14 protein-coding genes are annotated in these 18461 nt (G+C 52.4%); 9 read left to right on the top strand and 5 right to left on the bottom strand.

The window, feature by feature from the left end:
- Nucleotides 1-141 precede the first annotated feature (141 nt).
- The 4 genes from ACJJIK_RS15700 to ACJJIK_RS15685 form a co-directional block, all read right to left on the bottom strand.
- On the bottom strand, nucleotides 142-705 hold the full coding sequence (locus ACJJIK_RS15700; RefSeq protein WP_444943292.1) for a TFIIB-type zinc ribbon-containing protein: 564 nt from the start codon (nucleotides 703-705) through the stop codon (nucleotides 142-144).
- An 84-nt stretch (nucleotides 706-789) separates the two neighbouring features.
- Nucleotides 790-2499 carry a flotillin family protein gene (locus ACJJIK_RS15695; protein ID WP_444929225.1) on the bottom strand — a complete coding sequence of 570 codons (1710 nt, stop codon included), beginning with the start codon at nucleotides 2497-2499 and terminating at the stop codon, nucleotides 790-792.
- Entirely contained in the window at nucleotides 2500-3153 is a 654-nt protein-coding gene (locus tag ACJJIK_RS15690) for a YqiJ family protein (RefSeq protein ID WP_444929224.1), read from the bottom strand.
- Complete coding sequence (locus tag ACJJIK_RS15685) at nucleotides 3153-3815, bottom strand: PspA/IM30 family protein (RefSeq protein WP_444929223.1); 663 nt, start codon at nucleotides 3813-3815, stop codon at nucleotides 3153-3155. Before ACJJIK_RS15685 ends, ACJJIK_RS15690 begins: the two co-directional genes overlap by 1 nt.
- A 1352-nt stretch (nucleotides 3816-5167) precedes the next feature.
- On the opposite strand from ACJJIK_RS15685, the gene ACJJIK_RS15680 reads away from it, so the two are divergent.
- The 9 genes from ACJJIK_RS15680 (at nucleotide 5168) to ACJJIK_RS15640 (ending at nucleotide 17799) form a co-directional block, all read left to right on the top strand.
- Entirely contained in the window at nucleotides 5168-6799 is a 1632-nt protein-coding gene (locus tag ACJJIK_RS15680; protein ID WP_444943291.1) for a TldD/PmbA family protein, read from the top strand.
- Nucleotides 6800-6834: 35 nt separating this feature from the next.
- Nucleotides 6835-8166, top strand: a complete 1332-nt coding sequence (locus ACJJIK_RS15675; RefSeq protein WP_444943290.1) for a TldD/PmbA family protein — start codon at nucleotides 6835-6837, stop codon at nucleotides 8164-8166.
- 27 nt (nucleotides 8167-8193) lie between these two features.
- On the top strand, nucleotides 8194-9825 hold the full coding sequence (locus tag ACJJIK_RS15670) for a TldD/PmbA family protein (protein ID WP_444943289.1): 1632 nt from the start codon (nucleotides 8194-8196) through the stop codon (nucleotides 9823-9825).
- A 214-nt stretch (nucleotides 9826-10039) separates the two neighbouring features.
- Nucleotides 10040-10765: a DUF4159 domain-containing protein gene (locus ACJJIK_RS15665; RefSeq protein ID WP_444943288.1), complete on the top strand. Its 726-nt coding sequence runs from the start codon at nucleotides 10040-10042 to the stop codon at nucleotides 10763-10765.
- Nucleotides 10766-10767: 2 nt separating this feature from the next.
- A complete protein-coding gene (locus ACJJIK_RS15660; protein ID WP_444943287.1) occupies nucleotides 10768-11766 on the top strand; it encodes an AAA family ATPase in 999 nt (332 codons plus the stop codon).
- Nucleotides 11767-11771: 5 nt separating this feature from the next.
- Nucleotides 11772-12674, top strand: a complete 903-nt coding sequence (locus tag ACJJIK_RS15655) for a DUF58 domain-containing protein (protein ID WP_444943286.1) — start codon at nucleotides 11772-11774, stop codon at nucleotides 12672-12674.
- Between the two features lies 1 nt (nucleotide 12675).
- A complete protein-coding gene (locus tag ACJJIK_RS15650) occupies nucleotides 12676-13875 on the top strand; it encodes a BatA domain-containing protein (RefSeq protein ID WP_444943285.1) in 1200 nt (399 codons plus the stop codon).
- On the top strand, nucleotides 13868-16111 hold the full coding sequence (locus tag ACJJIK_RS15645) for a hypothetical protein (RefSeq protein WP_444943284.1): 2244 nt from the start codon (nucleotides 13868-13870) through the stop codon (nucleotides 16109-16111). Before ACJJIK_RS15650 ends, ACJJIK_RS15645 begins: the two co-directional genes overlap by 8 nt.
- Nucleotides 16108-17799 carry a hypothetical protein gene (locus ACJJIK_RS15640; protein ID WP_444943283.1) on the top strand — a complete coding sequence of 564 codons (1692 nt, stop codon included), beginning with the start codon at nucleotides 16108-16110 and terminating at the stop codon, nucleotides 17797-17799. The genes ACJJIK_RS15645 and ACJJIK_RS15640 overlap by 4 nt, the downstream gene beginning before the upstream one ends.
- On the opposite strand, the gene ACJJIK_RS15635 is transcribed toward ACJJIK_RS15640, so the two are convergent.
- Nucleotides 17791-18351 (bottom strand): lipocalin family protein, encoded by a 561-nt coding sequence (locus ACJJIK_RS15635; RefSeq protein ID WP_444943282.1) that lies wholly within the window; start codon nucleotides 18349-18351, stop codon nucleotides 17791-17793. The genes ACJJIK_RS15640 and ACJJIK_RS15635 overlap by 9 nt on opposite strands.
- Nucleotides 18352-18461: the final 110 nt, after the last annotated feature.

The raw sequence follows: 18461 nt of genomic DNA, 5'->3' as shown, positions 1-18461 counted from the left end.
AAAATAAAGAAATTCAACCGGGGTAAAATCACGCAAGCAGACTTCAATCTATTAACGTGTAAAAACTAGCCGCAGCCACCTCCCAAGAAGCCGAACTCTCTTCTAGCTCCTCAGGAGAAAGCATATAATATCGATTAAAAGTTACCGCTCAGCAGAATAGGGATCTTCCGCATTTAAATAAGCCAAGATATCGGACTTTTGTTCGCCAGAGTATAGCCACTTTCGAATTTCTTTGACTTTATCGTACAACTCATCGCCAAATTTTACCCGATACATTTCGGAAAAATTCTCCTGAGCTTTACTTTCCCTGATTCTCTTCTGCCATTCATGAGTAACCAGAGAGTTCAGTGAGCCGGCAAGTCCCTCCGCCTTTAACAGCTCCCACTCACCCTTATCCAACCAGATTCCACCAACGACAGTACTGTAATCAATGCGCTGTTCACTACCTGCCATAATTCTTATTTTCTGCATAATGGCACCGGATACCGGACATAAGATAGCTTGTTTGGTTTCTTCAACCTCCCTATGGCTAAGGCTCTCTTGCTCATCCGGGAAGTGAAAATCAGGATTTTTATTTTTCCATGCAAGAAAGTCTTCTACCAGTATCCAGCTCCCTTCACAGGAAGAACAGGTATACCCTCGAAATAACTCATCGATCAAACCTGGCTTGAGAAACCCTTCTTTACAGCTGGTACAGCGCTTCATATATTTACCTTAAAAAAACAACCCGGATCTGGAAAATTAGATCCGGGCTTAATGGACTATTATTGCAAATAATAGAACAATACTTTAACTCTCTGTCTCAGCCACTTTATTCAACTCGCCAACCCCCGCCTCTTTCAGCAGGGAATCTACCAGTGGTGCCATAGCGCGATGCTTAAGTGCACTTCCGACCAAAGCTTCCGGCAAGCTTTGCCCTTTGGCCTCACTGTCACTATCCAAGATGCCGTTACTTGCGCGGCCATCAACACCATTTAAACCTTCAACCGAAATGATCTTCATGCCCTCAATATTTTCCATCGGCTTAACACTTTCACGGATAATATTGGGTAGATTTTCGTGCAAACTGAGCACTTTCTTCAGTGCGATTTGGGCTTCATTGAGGCTGTTATAGGCCTCATTCATCAAGCGCTGACCCTCGGCATCCACCGCATATTTCTCACGACTCGCTTCAACCTTGATACGAATCGCTTCAGCTTCTGCTGATGCTTGCAGGCGCAAGGCTTCGGCCTTATCTTCTGCCGCCGCTTTTTCCGCATCCGCCATGATCTTGATACCCGTGGCTTGGCGCTCTGCCTCTTTTTTCGCTTCAATAATTTCAATGCGCTTGTCACGCTCGGCCACCTCAACATCTTTGGCGGTGCGAACCTGCTCTTCGGCTTTTACTGCCTCGGCTCTGGCTACGTTAGCCTGTTGGTCAGCGAGGGACTGTTCCTTAGACTTCTCAGCAATAGCAATCGCGCGTTTCTGCTCGGCAATTTCTACCGATTTCTCTTTGGAAATACGCTGCTCATCGAGAATACGCTCACCTTCAATTTCCTGTTCTTTCAAGCGACGTTCTTTTTCAATCTCCAATAATTTAGTTGCCTGCTCGGCAGCAATTTGCGATTGGCTCACTTCGCGTTGAGCTTCAATCTCAGCCTGGCGCGCGGCGCGTTCCTGCTCGGCTAATTCACGGGCAATATCGGCTTTCTGTGCGGCTTCGCGATTTTCCAATTCGCGCTGCTGCTCCAGATGTGCATAGCGCTTCTCTTTATCGATCTCTAATTTCTGGCGCTCTGCTTCGAGGTTTTTCTTCTCGATCTGCACCATAGTTTCCTGCTCAACGTCATTGACCTCCTTGCGGCGCGCCTCAATAGAGCGAGTCATACTGGCCAGGCCCTCGGCATCAAATACATTATCCTGGTTGAAGAACTCTTTGTGGGTCTGATCCAGGCCGGTCAGGGATACGGCCTCAAGTTCCAATCCATTCTTCAATAGGTCCTCGGAAACTACCTGCTGCACTTTCTGTACGAACTGGCTGCGCTGCTCATGCAGCTCCGCCATTTCCATTTCCGCAGCAACCGAACGCAACGCATCGACAAATTTGCCTTCAATCATTTCTTTTAAGGCTTCGGGATCTAAAGTGCGCAACCCCAAAGTCTGTGCCGCATTGGCAATCGCATCCGCATCCGGCTTTACCCGCAGGTAAAATTCCGCAAGCACATCCACCCGCATACGATCCTTGGTAATCAAGGCCTGCTGTTCCTTGCGGGAAACCGCAAGGCGCAGGGTATTCATATTGACCGGGATAATTTCATGTAAAACCGGCAGCACCAAAGCCCCGCCATTCATAATGACTTTTTGTCCGCCCATACCGGTACGCACAAATGAGCGCTCTTTTGACGCTCTAGTATACAAACGTGCAAAAATAGTCCCGACAACAATCAAGGCCACTAATATGGCCCCACCAATAAATACCATAACCGGAAGGTTTCCTATCACTGCTAAATTCTCCATTTAGTTATTCTCCATAAGATGTATACTGCTGGGACGAGTTACTCGAAAATGTGCTCCCAGTTCTTCCACCAGCAACACTTTGTCCCCCTGGCCAAATATTTCACTCTCATCCGGCTCCACCATCACATAGTGTGTGGTTCCGTATTCATCACTAAAGCGCGCCTCCGCAGGTGAGCCCACTTCAGCCTTACCTATCGTTATAGTCGCTATGCGGCCAACAAAGGCGCTTCTCTCTAAGGCTTGCGATTCCTCCCTGAGGGCAAAGCGCCGCAGAACATTGCCGACAAAACGCACCTGCGGTAGCGCCAAAAAAAGAACGCCTACAGCAAGTAGGCCACCTGGCAGCAAGTACCCAACGACAGACTCGACGAGCATTTGGATGAGTAGACCCGTCACCCCAAAGCCAAGCAAAAAAACGACGAGTAGGATCAGTGCAGGTACTTCGCCAAAACGCAGCCACCCAAGTAGCTTGGTCATTCCCCCAGACAACCCAGTTTCCGCCACATTCATCTCAAAATCTGGCAGCACGTTATCCAATAAATCTGAAACACCAACACCAATCAATGTCATCACACCTTCAAGCAGCGCTATCATAAACATTAAAAGTAGCGCACCTGTGAAGATCAGATTCTGATCTTGCAATAAAAATATCATCAGCCCCCCGATTTAATCTTGGCTAAACGCTCTTTCACACGATTGCTACGTGCAATCTCCTCAAGCTCCGCCAGCTTACTGGCATCTATTCCCGAATCAGCCGTCGATACACCCACACGGCCAAATGCGTGATTAAATGCCTCTGTAGCCTGCTCTACTTGTAATTTTGCTTTATGCTCTACGCCAGTCTGTGCACTAATAGGGCGGTTGTTAATAGTCTTATTGGCATCAATGTAGTCTTGCAATTGCTCACACATTTCACGTTTCTTGCCTTGCAAAGCAAGGATATAGGAACTCAACTCCTGTATTTCCCTGGCATTTTCACTAATCGCTTCTTCCAAAACGGGCAGTTGCACCTCAATATCCATTTGCTTGGCAATGGCTGCTTCGGCTAAGTCATCGCGCCCCGCTGTTACCGCAATATCAATTTGCTCAGTCAAACGATTGTGGCGGGTATTCTCATCGCTGAGCGCTTTGCTATTAATATACTTATCCGCCTCGGCTTTTCCCAGCTGGTCCCTCACATCTGCAATCGCGCTATCAATGTCTCTAATTGCCTGTTCCATGGTGGATTCCGGCGCAGTGGCTTCAACTGATCCCACAATTGCATTAGCGGACGCAGATATTAGTCGCGATATGCGTTTAATAAATCCTTCACTCATAATCTACCCCCCTTTTCTTCTATAAAAAATACCGTCCAGCGGATGTAGCATAGTTCTAAACAATGCAGAGTTTTCCTCTATCTGATAATGGATTCTGCGTATATTTTTCTACTGCAATAACAGGATTATGCTTCCACGAGATTATTGGCAGCCAGCATACATGCAACTTTCTCTGAGAATACCACCAGGAACTTGTAATAATTATCGGACTAATAAAGAGCAACTAAGGGAAACAGTGCTTTTATGGAGGAAAGGTATCAATGAGTGGGCTTTTTACTCAGGCTGATTTACCGCTACACCATAAGCTTATATACTATTTCACTTTGTGCAGCCACAGCATCGCATTATTTGATATCCACTAGGCGCCACCTTCAGTCGATAAATACATTAAAATCAACTGGGATTTATTAGTGGTATCATCCCTTGGCTGTCACGTCTACCAATGTACACACATCTATTCCACAGGTCAATCAATAGGCTGAAATCTTGAGCAAATAAGCGTACCTTACAACAGTCATACGATTATTTTCGCCCTGATAAATAGCACCTGAAAATCCTGTATAGTTTACCATTTTACTGGGACTACAGTTCGAAAAATCAATTACACCGTATAACAACATAATCTTTACTCTAATACCGGCAACACTCTGTAGCTGGCAAATGTGAGCATGTAAAGATCTTTCCGGCCATGTAAATTATCGATAAATGCAATACTCGATATCTATAGAGCCAACTATTAGTTCCGAGAGATATTCAATGCCAGTGGTTATCCAGAGTATAATCTCTGCAAATACTGGGATTCCAATATTTGATTAACTGTATTAATGCTTATCGAATCGATCAAATAAAAACACTATTAACCTTATTACTTTTGACTTATTTATATTTTGAAATACTACAGAAAACATACGGGGACACAGCTTAGCAAGATAAGATGGGGGCTGAGGTGTTTATTTGGCAGCCAACATCCCGATCACTGAAAGGGAACCTTCAAAATGCCAAGTTATTATGTGTAGAAAATTATTACAAAGGTTAAAAGAAGCGACACTTAGCGCTATAGGTTAAAGCTGGGGTTAAACCCAAATCGAGGTTCAGCGGGAGTGCCCCACTCAAAACTATCGGACAGAGCCCTAAAATCAGGCACTATCTACCGAGCCCCGCTCTAGGCCAACAACCATTTACCCCCAGCAAGTGTCACTTTACCGAGCGAGCACTTTACAACATCAGCCAGTACCTGTTAGCTGTACATATCCAAAGTCTGACCTCCGTGCACACAAAGCCCTAAGTGTCAGTCGCAATAACAATAAACACCCCCAGGGAAGCTTCGTATCTTGCTGGGGTAAAGGTAGCCAATGGAAAGAAGAAAATTCCTCAAGATCGCCGGTGTCGGCTCCAGTGGTATTTTGTTGCCTCTACAGGGCATTCAGGTCAACGCCGAGCAGCTGCTCAATGAGGGCATGCACAGCTCCCATAAAAGACACCTGGCAGATATAGTCCTGAATTCGGCGCGCAAGGCCGGGGCCAGCTATACCGATGTACGTATCGGTCGCTATCTCAACCAGTTTGTAATGACCCGCGAAACCAACGTGGAGGATATCGTCAATACGGAATCCCTCGGTGCCGGTATTCGCGTGATCGCCAACGGCACCTGGGGTTTTGCCGCCACCAATGACCTTACAGCGGATGGCGTCGCCCGCGCCGCACGCCAGGCGGTTGCTGTCGCCAAGGCCAATGCCAAGTACCAGACCGAGCCCGTGCGTTTGGCACCGGTAAAAGGCGTGGGCGAGGTTTCCTGGCAGACACCTATCGAACAAAATGCCCTGCAGGTCCCCATCAGTGAAAAAGTCGATTTCCTGATGGATGTTAACAATGGGGCACTCAAAGCTGGGGCCAGCTATATCCGCTCTTCCCTGTATTTGGTGAATGAGCAAAAGTACTTTGCTTCTAGCGACGGCTCCTATATTGACCAGGATGTCCATCGCCTATGGGCACCTATGCAGGTGACCGCTGTTGATAAGCAGAGCGGTGCTTTCAAGACTCGCAACGGTCTCAGTGACCCAGTGGGGAGAGGCTATGAATACCTGGCCGGTCACGACAAAGACAAGATTCGCGGTCAGACCACGCTCTACAAAGCTTCCTATGATATGGCCGAGGATGCAGTGCTTGCAGCCGAGCAAGCCCAAGCCAAGCTATCAGCCAAGTCCATCGATCCGGGCAAGTACGATTTGGTACTGGAACCCTCGCATCTGTGCCTGACCATCCACGAATCTGTGGGCCATCCTCTTGAGCTGGACCGCGTACTGGGTTACGAGGCCAACTATGCGGGAACTTCCTTCGCCACCCTGGATAAGTGGCGCAGTGGTAAATTCCAGTACGGCAGCGATAAGGTCACCCTGTTTGCCGACAAGGTACAACCGGGTTCCCTCGGTGCAGTCGCCTATGACGACGAAGGGGTTAAAGCCAAGCGCTGGGACTTGGTGAAAGACGGCATCCTGGTGAACTACCAGGCTACCCGCGATCAGGTGCATATGATCGACCAAAAGGAATCCCACGGTTGTAGCTATGGCGATAGCTGGTCCAGTGTGCAGTTCCAGCGCATGCCCAATGTCTCTCTGGCGCCAAGCGAAAAAGAATACTCGGCAAAATCCATGATCCGCGATGTGGAAAAAGGCATTTACATTGTCGGACGCGGCTCTTATTCCATCGACCAGCAGCGCTACAACTTCCAATTCGGCGGGCAGCTGTTCTATGAGATCAAAAACGGCGAGATCGTCGGCCAGGTTGAAGACGTCGCCTACCAGTCCAACACCCAGGAATTCTGGAATTCCTGCTCGGCGATTTGCGACAGCAGTGATTACCGCTTAGGCGGAACCTTCTTCGATGGCAAGGGCCAGCCGAGCCAGGTCAGCGCAGTCTCCCACGGCTGTTCCACCACCCGTTTTGACCAAATTAATGTAATCAATACCAAGCGCAAGATTTCCTGAGCGGCGCACAAGAATAAGTAATTGGAGAAAAGGCAATGGCCATTCTGAGTAGAAGTGAAGCAAAGCGTATTCTCGACAAGGTTTTAAAATACAGCCGCGCCGGTGAAGCCAGCGCGCAGCTGGCCGGCAGCGAAACCGGCAATATTCGCTACGCGCGCAACAGCGTTTCCACCAGTGGTATCGTCAATGATATCGAGCTGGCCGTAGAAGCCCGTTTCGGCAAGAAATCCGGTGTGGCCACTATCAATGAATTCAGTGATGCCTCCCTGGAAAAAGTGATGCGTCGCGCCGAAGAGTTGGCCAAGCTATCTCCGGAAAACCCGGAAGCTATGCCGATGCTGGGACCGCAGAAATATGTCAGCGTAGACGGCTTCGCCAAGTCCACTGCAGATATCACTCCAGACCAGCGCGCCAAGGCTGCGGCAGATTCCATTATTGCAGCCAAGGAAAAGAAAGTGGTTGCCGCAGGTTACCTGGAAGACCAGCGCTCTTTTGCTGCAGTCGCCACCAGTAAAGGCTTGTTCGGCTACCACGCTTCTACCTCTGCCAATTTCACTGTAACTATGCGCACCGAGAATGGCCTGGGTTCTGGTTGGGCCGAAAGTGACGTTACCGATTTCGGTGCAATGAATACCGGCAGCACCTCCTCTGTCGCCATCGACAAAGCGGTCCTGTCCCAGGAAGCCCGTGCCCTGGAACCGGGCAAGTACACCGTGATCCTTGAGCCCAATGCGGTATCCGGCCTGGTGGGTTACATGATGAGCGGCTTCGATGCGCGCAGTGCCGACGAAGGCCGCAGCTTTATGAGCAAAAAGGGCGGCGGCAACCGTACCGGCGAGAAGATGTTCGACAAGCGCGTAAATTTCTACTCCGACCCCACCAGTCTCGATGTGCCGGCTCAACCCTGGACCGACGGTGATTTTATGCATCTGGGGCGCACCGAATGGGTGAAAGACGGGGTAGTGAAAAATCTGGCGCGCAGTCGCTACTGGGCCGAGCAAAGCAAAGGCGAAGTGGTCCCTGAGCCCAACAACCTGATTATGGTCGGCGGTGATAAATCCACCGAAGAACTGATCAAAAATACCCGCCGAGGCATTTTAGTAAGTCGCACCTGGTATATCCGTATGGTCGATCCACAGTCCATGCTGCTCACCGGCCTCACCCGCGACGGCACCTTCTATATCGAAAACGGCAAGATCAAATACCCGGTGAAGAACTTCCGCTTCAACGAGAGCCCGGTAATTATGCTCAACAATATCGAAGATATGGGCGTCCCCCAGCGAGTGGGTATGTGGGGCATGTCCGCCATGATTCCCGCGTTGAAAGTGCGCGACTTCACCTTCAGCAGCCTTTCCGACGCCGTATAACAGCCAGCACCCATCGAGGATAACGAAATGGAAAGAAGAAAATTTCTCCAGCTCAGCGGTGCCGGCCTGGGGGTTTCCATGTTGCCGCTGTCCGGCAATCTGGTCGCCGAGAGCAAATTAACCCAAAGCGGTATTGATCTCTCTGTAAAAAAAGAATTTGCCGATGTGGCCCTGAATAGTGCCACTAAACTCGGTGCCACTTATGCCGATGTACGTATTGGCCGCTATCTGAATCAATACGTGGTGACTCGCGAGATGAAGGTTCAGAATGTGGTGAATACGGAATCCATTGGTATGGGAATTCGGGTTATTGCCAATGGTACCTGGGGTTTTGCCGCTACCAATGATCTAACGGCCGACGGCGTCGCCCGCGCTACCCGCCAAGCAGTCGCCACCGCCAAGGCCAATTCCAAGTATCAACAGGAGCCAGTACAACTGGCCCCCGTAAAAGGGCATGGCGAAGTCCGCTGGCAGACACCCATCCAAAAAAATGCCATGCAGATTCCTATCGCAGAAAAAGTTGATCTGCTGATGGAAGTGAACAAGTCCGCTATGGATGCTGGTGCCAATTTTATCAACTCCATGTTGTACCTGGTGAACGAGCAAAAATATTTTGCCTCTACTGACGGCTCCTATATCGATCAGGATGTTCACCGCTTGTGGGCACCCTTCTCGGTCACCGCAGTGGACAAGAAAACTGGCGGCTTCCGCACCCGCCAGGGCCTAAGCCAGCCGGTGGGGCGCGGCTTTGAATACCTAGATGGCCGCGCCGAGGATAAGATCCAGTCGCAGACAGTGCTCTACCGCGATTCCTACGATATGGTCGAAGACGCGCGACTGGCGGCGGAACAAGCCAAGGAGAAGCTCACGGCTAAATCGGTCAAACCGGGCAAGTACGACTTGGTGCTAGACCCAAGCCATCTGTGGCTCACAATCCACGAATCCGTCGGCCACCCGCTAGAGCTCGACCGCGTACTCGGCTACGAGGCCAACTTTGCCGGAACCTCTTTTGCCACTATCGATAAATGGCGCAGCGGCAAATTCCAATACGGCAGCGACAAGGTCAACCTGTTTGCCGATAAGGTACAGCCCGGCTCTCTCGGCGCCGTCGGCTACGACGATGAAGGCGTGAAGACCCGCAACTGGGATCTGGTAAAAGACGGTGTGCTGGTGAACTACCAGGCCACCCGCGACCAGGTACATATGCTGGGGCAAAAGGAATCCCACGGTTGTTGCTACGCAGACAGCTGGTCCAGCGTGCAATTCCAGCGCATGTCTAACGTTTCGTTGCTACCTGGCAAGGAGGAGTTGAGCGTTGACGATATGATCAAGGATGTGGAGAAAGGTATCTATATTGTCGGTGCAGGTTCCTTCTCTATTGACCAGCAGCGTTACAACTTCCAGTTCGGTGGACAGCTGTTCTACGAAATTGAAGACGGCAAGATTACCGGCATGGTGGAGGACGTCGCTTACCAGTCCAACACCCAGGAATTCTGGAATGCCTGTTCGCAGGTCTGTGATAAAGAGGACTACCGCCTGGGGGGCTCTTTCTTTGACGGTAAGGGCCAGCCGAGCCAAAGCAGTGCAGTGTCCCACGGTAGTTCCACTGCGCGCTTCGACGGGATCAATGTGATTAACACCAAGCGCAAGCTGGGCTAGCCATTGATCCAGGCGGGAGCTGGCCAGCAAACCAGTCAGCTCCCAGCATTGAAAATAAATGGGTAGAAGGAAAGAAGGTGCTCCGTTCGAGACCGTATGAGGCATGGATGCCGATTACGAGCGTACAGGGATGTATTTACAGCGTGTCTCGAACGGAGCACCTTCTTTCCTTTACTCTCAACAATAAAAACCAACGCAGTAACAGAGTTATCCCGTGTCCCTCACCCGCAAGGCTTTTCTCCAGCGCCTGATCCTGGGTAGCTGCGCCACAGCGCTGCCGCTGGGCACACGCGCGCAAAATACCGCACCGGGTGGTGCGCAGGAGCACTACGATTTTTATTTCACCCGCTTGATGTACGAGTCCGGTGACTGGGATGTGGATCAGCGCATGCCCTCCAACCTGCTCAATTCACTGGTGGAGTACACCAATCTGAGGGTCGACCCCAAAGAGCACATAGTGCCGCTGGCCGATAAGAAAATGCTGCTGGCGCCTTTCTGCTACCTGGCCGGACACAAGCTGGTGCAATTCACCACGGAAGAGGCAAAGAATTTTCGCGATTACGTCAATCGCGGTGGCTTTGTATTTGTCGACGACTGCAACCACGATATCGACGGCCTCTTTGCCAAATCTTTCGAAGCGCAAATGGCCGAGCTGTTTGGCGAAGACTGCCTGCAAAAGCTCCCGGACGATCACGACCTCTACCGCTGTTTCTTTCAATTCGATGAATTGCCGGTAACCAGCTTTGAATTAAATGGCTGGGGTGATGATCTGGTACACGACTACCTGAAAGCCATTGTTGTAAACGGCCGTATCGCCGTGCTCTACAGCAACAAGGATTTCGGCTGTGAATGGGACTACGACTACCGCAATAAGCGCTGGCTCGCCATCGATAACACAAAATTTGCGGTGAACATTGTTATTTACGCACTGACGAGCTGATTATGCTGACCACCCTGGAAAATAGTATCGAACAACAACTGCACAGCCTCGACAATCTTCAACAGGAGATTGCGCGAGTGATTGTCGGCCAGAAACCCGTGGTGGAGCAGATGTTGATCTGCCTATTGGCCGGGGGCCACGCCCTACTCGAAGGGGTTCCGGGGCTGGGTAAGACTCTGCTGGTAAAAACCCTCGCCGATGCCAGTGCGTTGGATTTTAAGCGGGTGCAGTTCACCCCGGATTTAATGCCCGGAGATATTCTCGGCAGTGAGATCCTCGAAGAGGATCACAGCACCGGCAAGCGCTTTTTTAAGTTCCAGCAGGGCCCGGTTTTCACCAATATCCTGCTCGCCGATGAAATTAACCGCACACCGCCGAAAACCCAGGCCGCCCTATTGGAGTCCATGCAGGAAGGCTCGGTGACCGTGGGCGGTAAAACATTGAAGTTGCCCGATCCCTATTTCGTACTGGCCACACAAAACCCTATCGAGCAGGCCGGCACCTATCCACTGCCGGAAGCTCAGCTGGACCGCTTCCTGTTAAATATTCATATCGACTATCCCGATGAGCGGGATGAAGTTGAAATCCTACGCTCCACCACCGGTGCCAGCAGGGTCAAACCCAGCCCCAGCCTGGATGCGGAGCAACTGCGGGAAATGCAGCAACTGGTGCGGGAAATTCATGTCAGCGACGACCTGTACTGCTACGTGGCGGCATTGGTACGCGCCACCCGTATGGAAACCAGCGGCAGCGATACCCTACAACAGTGGATCAAGTGGGGCGCCGGTCCCCGCGCGGGGCAGGCTCTGATTCTCGCCGCCAAGGCGCGGGCCCTGTTGCAGCGGCGCCTCGCCGTCACCCGCGAGGATATCCGCAGCCTGTTACTGCCAGTGCTGCGCCACCGGGTGCTGCTCAGCTTCCAGGCCCAGGCCGATGGCGTGCAGATGCCACAGCTGATCGATGAATTACTGGCAGCGGTGCCGGAACCGGGCCGGGACTGATCAGCGTGGAATACCTGTCCCCCAAAACCCTGGCCAGCTGTCGCGATCTGGTATGGCTGTCGCGGCATATCGCCGAGGGCGTGATGCTCGGTGTGCAACACAGCCAGCGCCGTGGCACCGGCTTGGAATTTCACCAATACCGAGGCTATCAAGCGGGTGATTCCATCCGCCATATCGACTGGAAACTGTTTGCCCGCAGCGATCGCTACTATGTGCGTGAGACCGAGCAGGAGAGCCGCATGCACGTGTGCTTTGTGCTCGATAGCAGCGCCTCCCTGGGCCAGGCGAGCTTTGTCGAGCCCAGTCTGAATAAACTGCATTACGCCAAGTGCTGGATTGCCAGCCTATGCTGGCTGCTCAACGCCCAGGGAGACAGCTTTTCCCTATTGGCGTTTAACAGCAGCCGGACGGTTTATGTGCCCGAAGGCCAGGGCGAGGGCCACCAGCGCCAAATCGCCCTTCAGCTACAACAACTCGACGCCAGCGGCCACTGGCCAGATCGCGCTCAACTGGCGCCGCTGTGGCAATACTTTGAACGCCCCTGTCAGGTGGTGTTACTGAGTGATTTTTTTCAACAGGATAATGAGATCGGCGATTTTGCCGCACGCCTGCACGCCGCCGGCCGCCCCTGCCTACCGCTGCAATTGTTAATTGAGGCAGAACAGACTTTTCCTTTTGGCGGAGAGCTAAAGCTGCTCAACCCGGAAGCGAACGCCAGTGGACCCATAGCTTTGGAAGTGGACGCCGAACGGCAACGCCAGTCTTACCTGGATGCTTTTGCTCAAGCGCAGAGCGAGTTAAAAGCACGCTTTGCCACACAGGAGTGTTCACTGCAGACCGACCTTATCGAGCAGCCTGTGGAAAAGTCACTGCGCCAATTTATTCAGCTGCACGGCAGGTTGTGCTGAGATGTTGTGGATAAATAACTTATTTCAATCCCCCCAGTGGCTATGGCTTTTGGCCGCCCTACTTATTCCCATCGCCATTCATTTGCTACGCCGCAGTAATCCACAGCAGATCTCCTTTGCTGCACTGCAATGGGTGCAAAGATATTCACAGAGTCGCGCGCGCCGCCCGACTGTGGATAACAAGTGGTTACTGCTGTTGCGCCTGCTAATTGTCGCCCTGCTGGCAATTTTATTGGCGCAGCCGCTGATAAAACGGGAAATTTATCCCCAAGAGGCCGTGATACTGGTAGACCCCAGAATTGAATCGGGGGAAGCGAGCATATTTATCCACAATTCTCTGCCGCAGCTTGTGGGGGAGAATTATAAAGTGCTGTGGTTATCCCCAGAAACGCCCGCCACAACCTCACCCCCACCACAAAATGTGGACCTGTGGAAAACTCTATCGGCACTATCACGCCGCGTGGATTTGCGCAGGGCTCATATCCTGTTGATAAACAATGGGGGCCCAGCATCCCATCAGGCACTAAGAGTCAGTCCCCACTGGCAGTGGCATGGCCTGGATAAACCATCCACAGCTCCGAGCCCGGTATTACCGAGTATCGCTTTAATGGGCAAAGCGCCCAGCTGGTGGGCGCCAGTGCTGGAAGACTGGCACAGCAATATGCCGGAGCTATCGGTACAAACCCTGCTGCGAGAAGAGACCCCCAGTGCCGAGCAGACAGATTGGCTTATCTACACCGGACCCGCGCCCCTGCCACAAGCCGTACTGGAGTTTGTTACAGATGGGGGCCTGTTACTCACTGACAACAGTATCCCCCCTGCCGATAATCTCAACTTCGTTGCTGTGGATAACAGCCAGTCAGCTCAAGCGGCCTCAGTGGGACGGGGAAGTTGGCTGCGCTACGAAAGTGACTGGTCCAGCGAGACGTTTTATCGCCGCGCGGATTTGCCCGAACTCCTGTGGCAGCACTGGTCTCGGCAAGACTGGGCTCTGCAACACCACAATCGTGGCCACTGGTCTGGCCATCGGCTGCCGGCAGGGATAGGCCTTCCTGTGGCCGATAGCGAAGTGGAAAACCGCCGCACCGAGCAGCTGTCTCCCTGGATAATAGCCGCCCTGCTGTTACTACTGGCTTTTGAGCGCCTAATTGCCCTATCGCAATCTCCTGCCAAACATAATCGGGAGGCGAACCGTGGATAAGCGCCAGTTAACCCTTAACGCTGTGCGCAGGCGCTGGCAACGGACAGCCCTGCGGCCCTACCTCTGCCTCGCCACTGGCCTCTGTCTTCTGGCCGGCTTGGGTATTTTTATATTCGGCTGGCCACAGTGGCTATTGCCCGCCTGGCTTGGGATTATTGTTGTAGCGATACTGCTAGATCGCAGCTGGCGCCCAAGCCCCGAGCGCTTGTGCCGACAGTTGGATGGACAATATCCCCAGCTGCAAGACAGCAGCCAGTTGCTTAGCCAGCAGGAATCCTGTCTAAGTCCATTGCAGCAATTACAGCGCGCGCGTATCGAAACAGAGCTGCAACAACTGCTGGAAAGTGGCGACCGGTCGCCTTTCGGTCCAAAAAAACTCCGCAGTACCCTGACAAATGCCTTCGGTGCCTGCCTGGGACTGTTGCTATTTGTACTGAGCGATTCTCACTTCACTGGGGATAAAACTGAGACCACGCAACAAAATACAGCTATTCCCGTTGCCGAAAAACTCGCCATAACCCACGCGGCAACCCATATCCAGCCGCCCGCCTACACTGGGCTCGCGGCCGACAGCCAATCCCTACAAATCGATGTGCCGGAGCAGTCTGCGGTCGAGTGGCAACTTGAATTGAATCAGCCGGTACAAGGGCTGGAAATGTTGGCCGAAGCTGAGCGCTTCGCCTTTTCTCCGCTAGGTGATCTACCCAGTAAAAAGTGGCAATTACAACGCACTATCGCTAAGGCAGACTTTTACCAGCTCTCAGTGCAACTCGCGGAGAGCCAAATGCTATTGCCGGAAATTCATAATATTCGGGTGCAAAAAGACAATGCTCCGGAGTTTACCTTTAAGGCACCCAGCTTGCGCGTCGATACCATTAAAGGGAGCGCCCAAGGTATTCCCGTGAAAGTAATCATTAATGATGATTACCAGGTGAGTTCTGCGGATTTATTGGTCACCCTTGCCAGCGGTAGCGGGGAAAATTTACGCTTTCGCGAAGAGCGTATTGCACTCAGCAGCTTGCAGCCCTCCTCTTCAGCAGCGGAGCCTTCACGCGAAACGCCCTCAATAAACCGCAAAGAAGTTCGCTACGACTTCACCCTACCTATCCAGCAGTTTTCCATGGAAGCGGGCGATGAACTCTACTGGTATCTGGAGGCCAGGGATAACCGCGAGCCCAGTGCCAACGTTGCCAAGAGCCAACACTTTATCTTGCGCTGGCCACAGGAGGAGATTTTTGGGCTGAGTGACAGCGAGGGTATGGCGATTAAAATACTGCCGGAGTACTTCCGCAGCCAACGCCAGCTGATTATAGATACCGAGGCCCTATTAGCCGAGCGAGAACAGCTGCACCCGCAGGAGTTTCGCAAGCGCGCCGAGGGTTTAGCCTATGAACAGAACTTGTTGCGCATGCGCTACGGCCGCTTTCTCGGCGAAGAGGATTCGGAAGCGGAGCATTCTGGCGCAGAGAGCGAGGAGCACGATGATAAAGAGGAGTCCGAACACGGTCATAGCCACGATCATCCAGAACAAGGTGAGCACCAGGCACATGGCGAAGAAACTGCCGCTCCCTTTGCCCAGCGTGGCTCCCGTTTCCAACAGGCAGAGCGCATAGTCGCTTCCGTCGGGCATCAGCATGACAGCTCTGAACACGCCACCCTGTTTGATCCCCAAACCAAGGAGCTGCTGCGCAACGCGCTGAACGCCATGTGGAGTTCCTGGCGCGACCTGTCGGTAATCGAACCCCAGGCCTCCCTGCCCCACCAGCACCGAGCTCTGCGTTTTATCAAAGAAGTACAGCAGGCCTCGCGTATTTACTTGCAGAGAGTCGGCTTCGAGGCACCGCCTGTAGACGAAAGCCGCCGCCTCAGCGGTGAGCGGGAAGACGTAGTGCCAGAAACTGTCGACAGTGCCTTTGAACAAAAACAAAGAGCACAGGTGCTCACCCTAATGGCCCTGGTAGACGCTGGCGCCGAACTCAATACCGATCTGCTGGTGCAGATAAATGAGCTAGCCGCAGAGCAATCACCAGAGCTCGGCCTGGAACTCGCCAAACAGCTGCGTTTATACCAGCAGCGCCACCAACAACCGAACTGTATTGATTGCACGGACTCCCTGAATCAACTGCTCTATCAGCTACTGCCGGCACCGGAATCCGCCCCTTCACTGCCTTTGCAAACTGAGGCAGACGGCCATTTCAGCCGCTGGCTACACCAGCAAGGGGAGAAATCATTGTGATTGATTTATTAATACCCGGCCTGTGCCTATTGGCCTGTTTAGTATCATTGGTACTGTTGCGCCGCCGAGGCGCCAAGCCGTTCGACTACGGCCTGCAACTGGCGATTTGGTTGAGTGCCTGGATGCTCTGGCAGCCGCCGGCAATCATTCCCGCCGAGCGCAATATCTCTATCGACAGCAAACAGCTGGCGAGCTCATATCCACTCAATCTCACCGGGGTGGAGCGAATCAGCCTCAATGGCAAACCACTCAGTCGCGACAAACTGCGGGACCTGGCACCGGTGCGTCTGGAGTTATCGAAGATCCAGGAATCTGATGGCCGCTGGGAATTGGACTGGCAGCGGCAAATTATCTTGGGTGATTCTTTAAAGTTAAAGGTTCACAACAACCAGCCACTGACTGAAAACGTACAAATTAGTCTGCTCAATCCCTACGGCCATATTGAAGACAGTATTGAGCTAAAAGTGGGAGAAGTCATTCAGACACAACTCACTGCCACTCCAAAACTCGCAGGCCTCCAGCTATACCGGGTGCGGATTGACAGCAAAGCAGAGACAACCCATACAAATCCTTTACCTATTCTGGTGCGAGAGCCGCTCCAGCCCAAGGTATTGCTATGGCTCACTCGCCCTTCTTTTGAGACTGCCGCTCTCTCCCGCTGGCTGCGTCAATCCGGCGTAGCGGCACAGATCATGACCCAATTGGCACCTGAAGTTATAAGAACAGAAGCCCTTAACGGATTGCCATTAAGCAAACCTGCGGATCTACTCGCAAGCGCAAGTCCCTTCGATCTACTGATTCTCGATAGCCGTTTATGGCCACAGTTTTCCCCTCAGCAGCGGCAACAGCTCAATGAGCTAAGCACAAAAAAGTCACTGTTATGGCTGGTCAGTAGCGATAGCTCTGAGGGCTTTATCCAATACAGCGCATTCCAATCCATGCCTCTGCAAGCGGGAGACTCTCCCCCAGGTTCCGCCGGCTTTGGCTACCAAAAAGCGGATAACCCGCAAGCTCCCCTACTGCGTCATCTAGGCTTTAACGTCACCGAGCCGGGTTTCACTGATTTCTTACTGGGCAACAAAGAAAAACCTATTTTCTGGGGGCGCTCGCACCAGGGACAGCACCTGGGCTTTATCCTATTTAGCGATAGTTATCGCTGGCTAACCAGTGGCTTTGCTGCCGAATTCTCCAGCCTGTGGAAGTCCATTGTCGATTACCAACTCAAACACTTGGGCAGACAGCAGCCAGTAACGCTCTCCAATAAGTTACCGCGCACACAAGAGCGCCTCACCCTGTGCAGCCCACTTTTTTCTCAGCAGAGCCCTCGATTACTGGCCTCTCAAAATAGCTTCCCCCCTCTCAGCGGAATCGCCGCAGGCAGTAATTCCCAAGGCCAGTGCTACAGCTTCTGGCCGCAGGGTTCTGGCTGGCACCAGCTTCAAGCCAAAGCGGAAGGGGAGTCGGTATTAGACTTCTATATCTTCGCCCAAGGGGACTGGCCCCTGTGGCAACAGTCCCTAAATACCACTGAGACACGGCAGATGGCCACCGCGCGCTTGGGACCAATCGCGGATAATCGCGCAAGCAAAGTAGCACTGGAGCGCCGCTGGCCGACGCTAATTCTGCTGTTACTGGTATGTATAAGCTGGTGGCGAGAGCGCAGACTTTTGCACAGATCGCTATCTTGAAGACTGTGCCGTGGGGTTATTGCCCCGCTGTGCCTCCTGCTGGGGAAATATCAGCTGCTCGACGGGATAGCCCAGGGCTTTGGCCTTATCTAAAAACTGCGCTAACACACCCTTGGGCATGGTCGGGGTGCGGGACAATATCCACAGGTAGGATTTATCGTAGCCAGACACCATCGCGTATTGGTAATCATCCGACAGGGCGATAACGATATAGGACGAGTAAAAGGGGCCGAGAAAAGAGACTTTCAAATGGCCGATATCCCTAGGGCCGACAAACTCGGCCCGACCCTTGGCGATTTGCCAAGCATCACGCGCTTTGGAATACCCAGAATTAATCACCGCGACAGAGCCATCCGGGCTTAGACTGTAGTCGGCAGTTACCCGAGTCAGGCCGCGCTCAAAAGAGTGATCCAGGCGAGCGATCTCATACCAGCGGCCTAAATAGCGCTGTAGTTGGAAATCCTGTACTGGCTCAACCCCTTCCGGCAGCCGTGTACAGGCCCCTAGCAACAAGAGGGGCAACAGCAACACAAGCGGAGAAAACAGCTTCATCCAGCCACTCCCGGCAAATTCGACTTAGAACAGAGTGGAAGCTCAATACCTCACAATGCAGGATAGCGCTGGGAAGCGCTATTTCACCCATAAAAAAACCACCGCAAGGG

The organism is Microbulbifer regidiadema (SeqCode), assembly GCF_052466995.1.
The sequence above is the reverse complement of the archived record's forward strand: the minus strand, read 5'-3'. Positions and strand labels throughout refer to the sequence as shown.

Coding starts and splice junctions, on each gene's coding strand:
- ACJJIK_RS15700 (WP_444943292.1), bottom strand. CDS start 705: ATGAAGCGCTGTACCAGCTGTAAAGAAGGGTTTCTCAAGCCAGGTTTG.
- ACJJIK_RS15690 (WP_444929224.1), bottom strand. CDS start 3,153: ATGATATTTTTATTGCAAGATCAGAATCTGATCTTCACAGGTGCGCTA.
- ACJJIK_RS15635 (WP_444943282.1), bottom strand. CDS start 18,351: ATGAAGCTGTTTTCTCCGCTTGTGTTGCTGTTGCCCCTCTTGTTGCTA.
- ACJJIK_RS15650 (WP_444943285.1), top strand. CDS start 12,676: ATGTTGTGGATAAATAACTTATTTCAATCCCCCCAGTGGCTATGGCTT.
- ACJJIK_RS15670 (WP_444943289.1), top strand. CDS start 8,194: ATGGAAAGAAGAAAATTTCTCCAGCTCAGCGGTGCCGGCCTGGGGGTT.
- ACJJIK_RS15660 (WP_444943287.1), top strand. CDS start 10,768: ATGCTGACCACCCTGGAAAATAGTATCGAACAACAACTGCACAGCCTC.
- ACJJIK_RS15680 (WP_444943291.1), top strand. CDS start 5,168: ATGGAAAGAAGAAAATTCCTCAAGATCGCCGGTGTCGGCTCCAGTGGT.
- ACJJIK_RS15685 (WP_444929223.1), bottom strand. CDS start 3,815: ATGAGTGAAGGATTTATTAAACGCATATCGCGACTAATATCTGCGTCC.
- ACJJIK_RS15675 (WP_444943290.1), top strand. CDS start 6,835: ATGGCCATTCTGAGTAGAAGTGAAGCAAAGCGTATTCTCGACAAGGTT.
- ACJJIK_RS15695 (WP_444929225.1), bottom strand. CDS start 2,499: ATGGAGAATTTAGCAGTGATAGGAAACCTTCCGGTTATGGTATTTATT.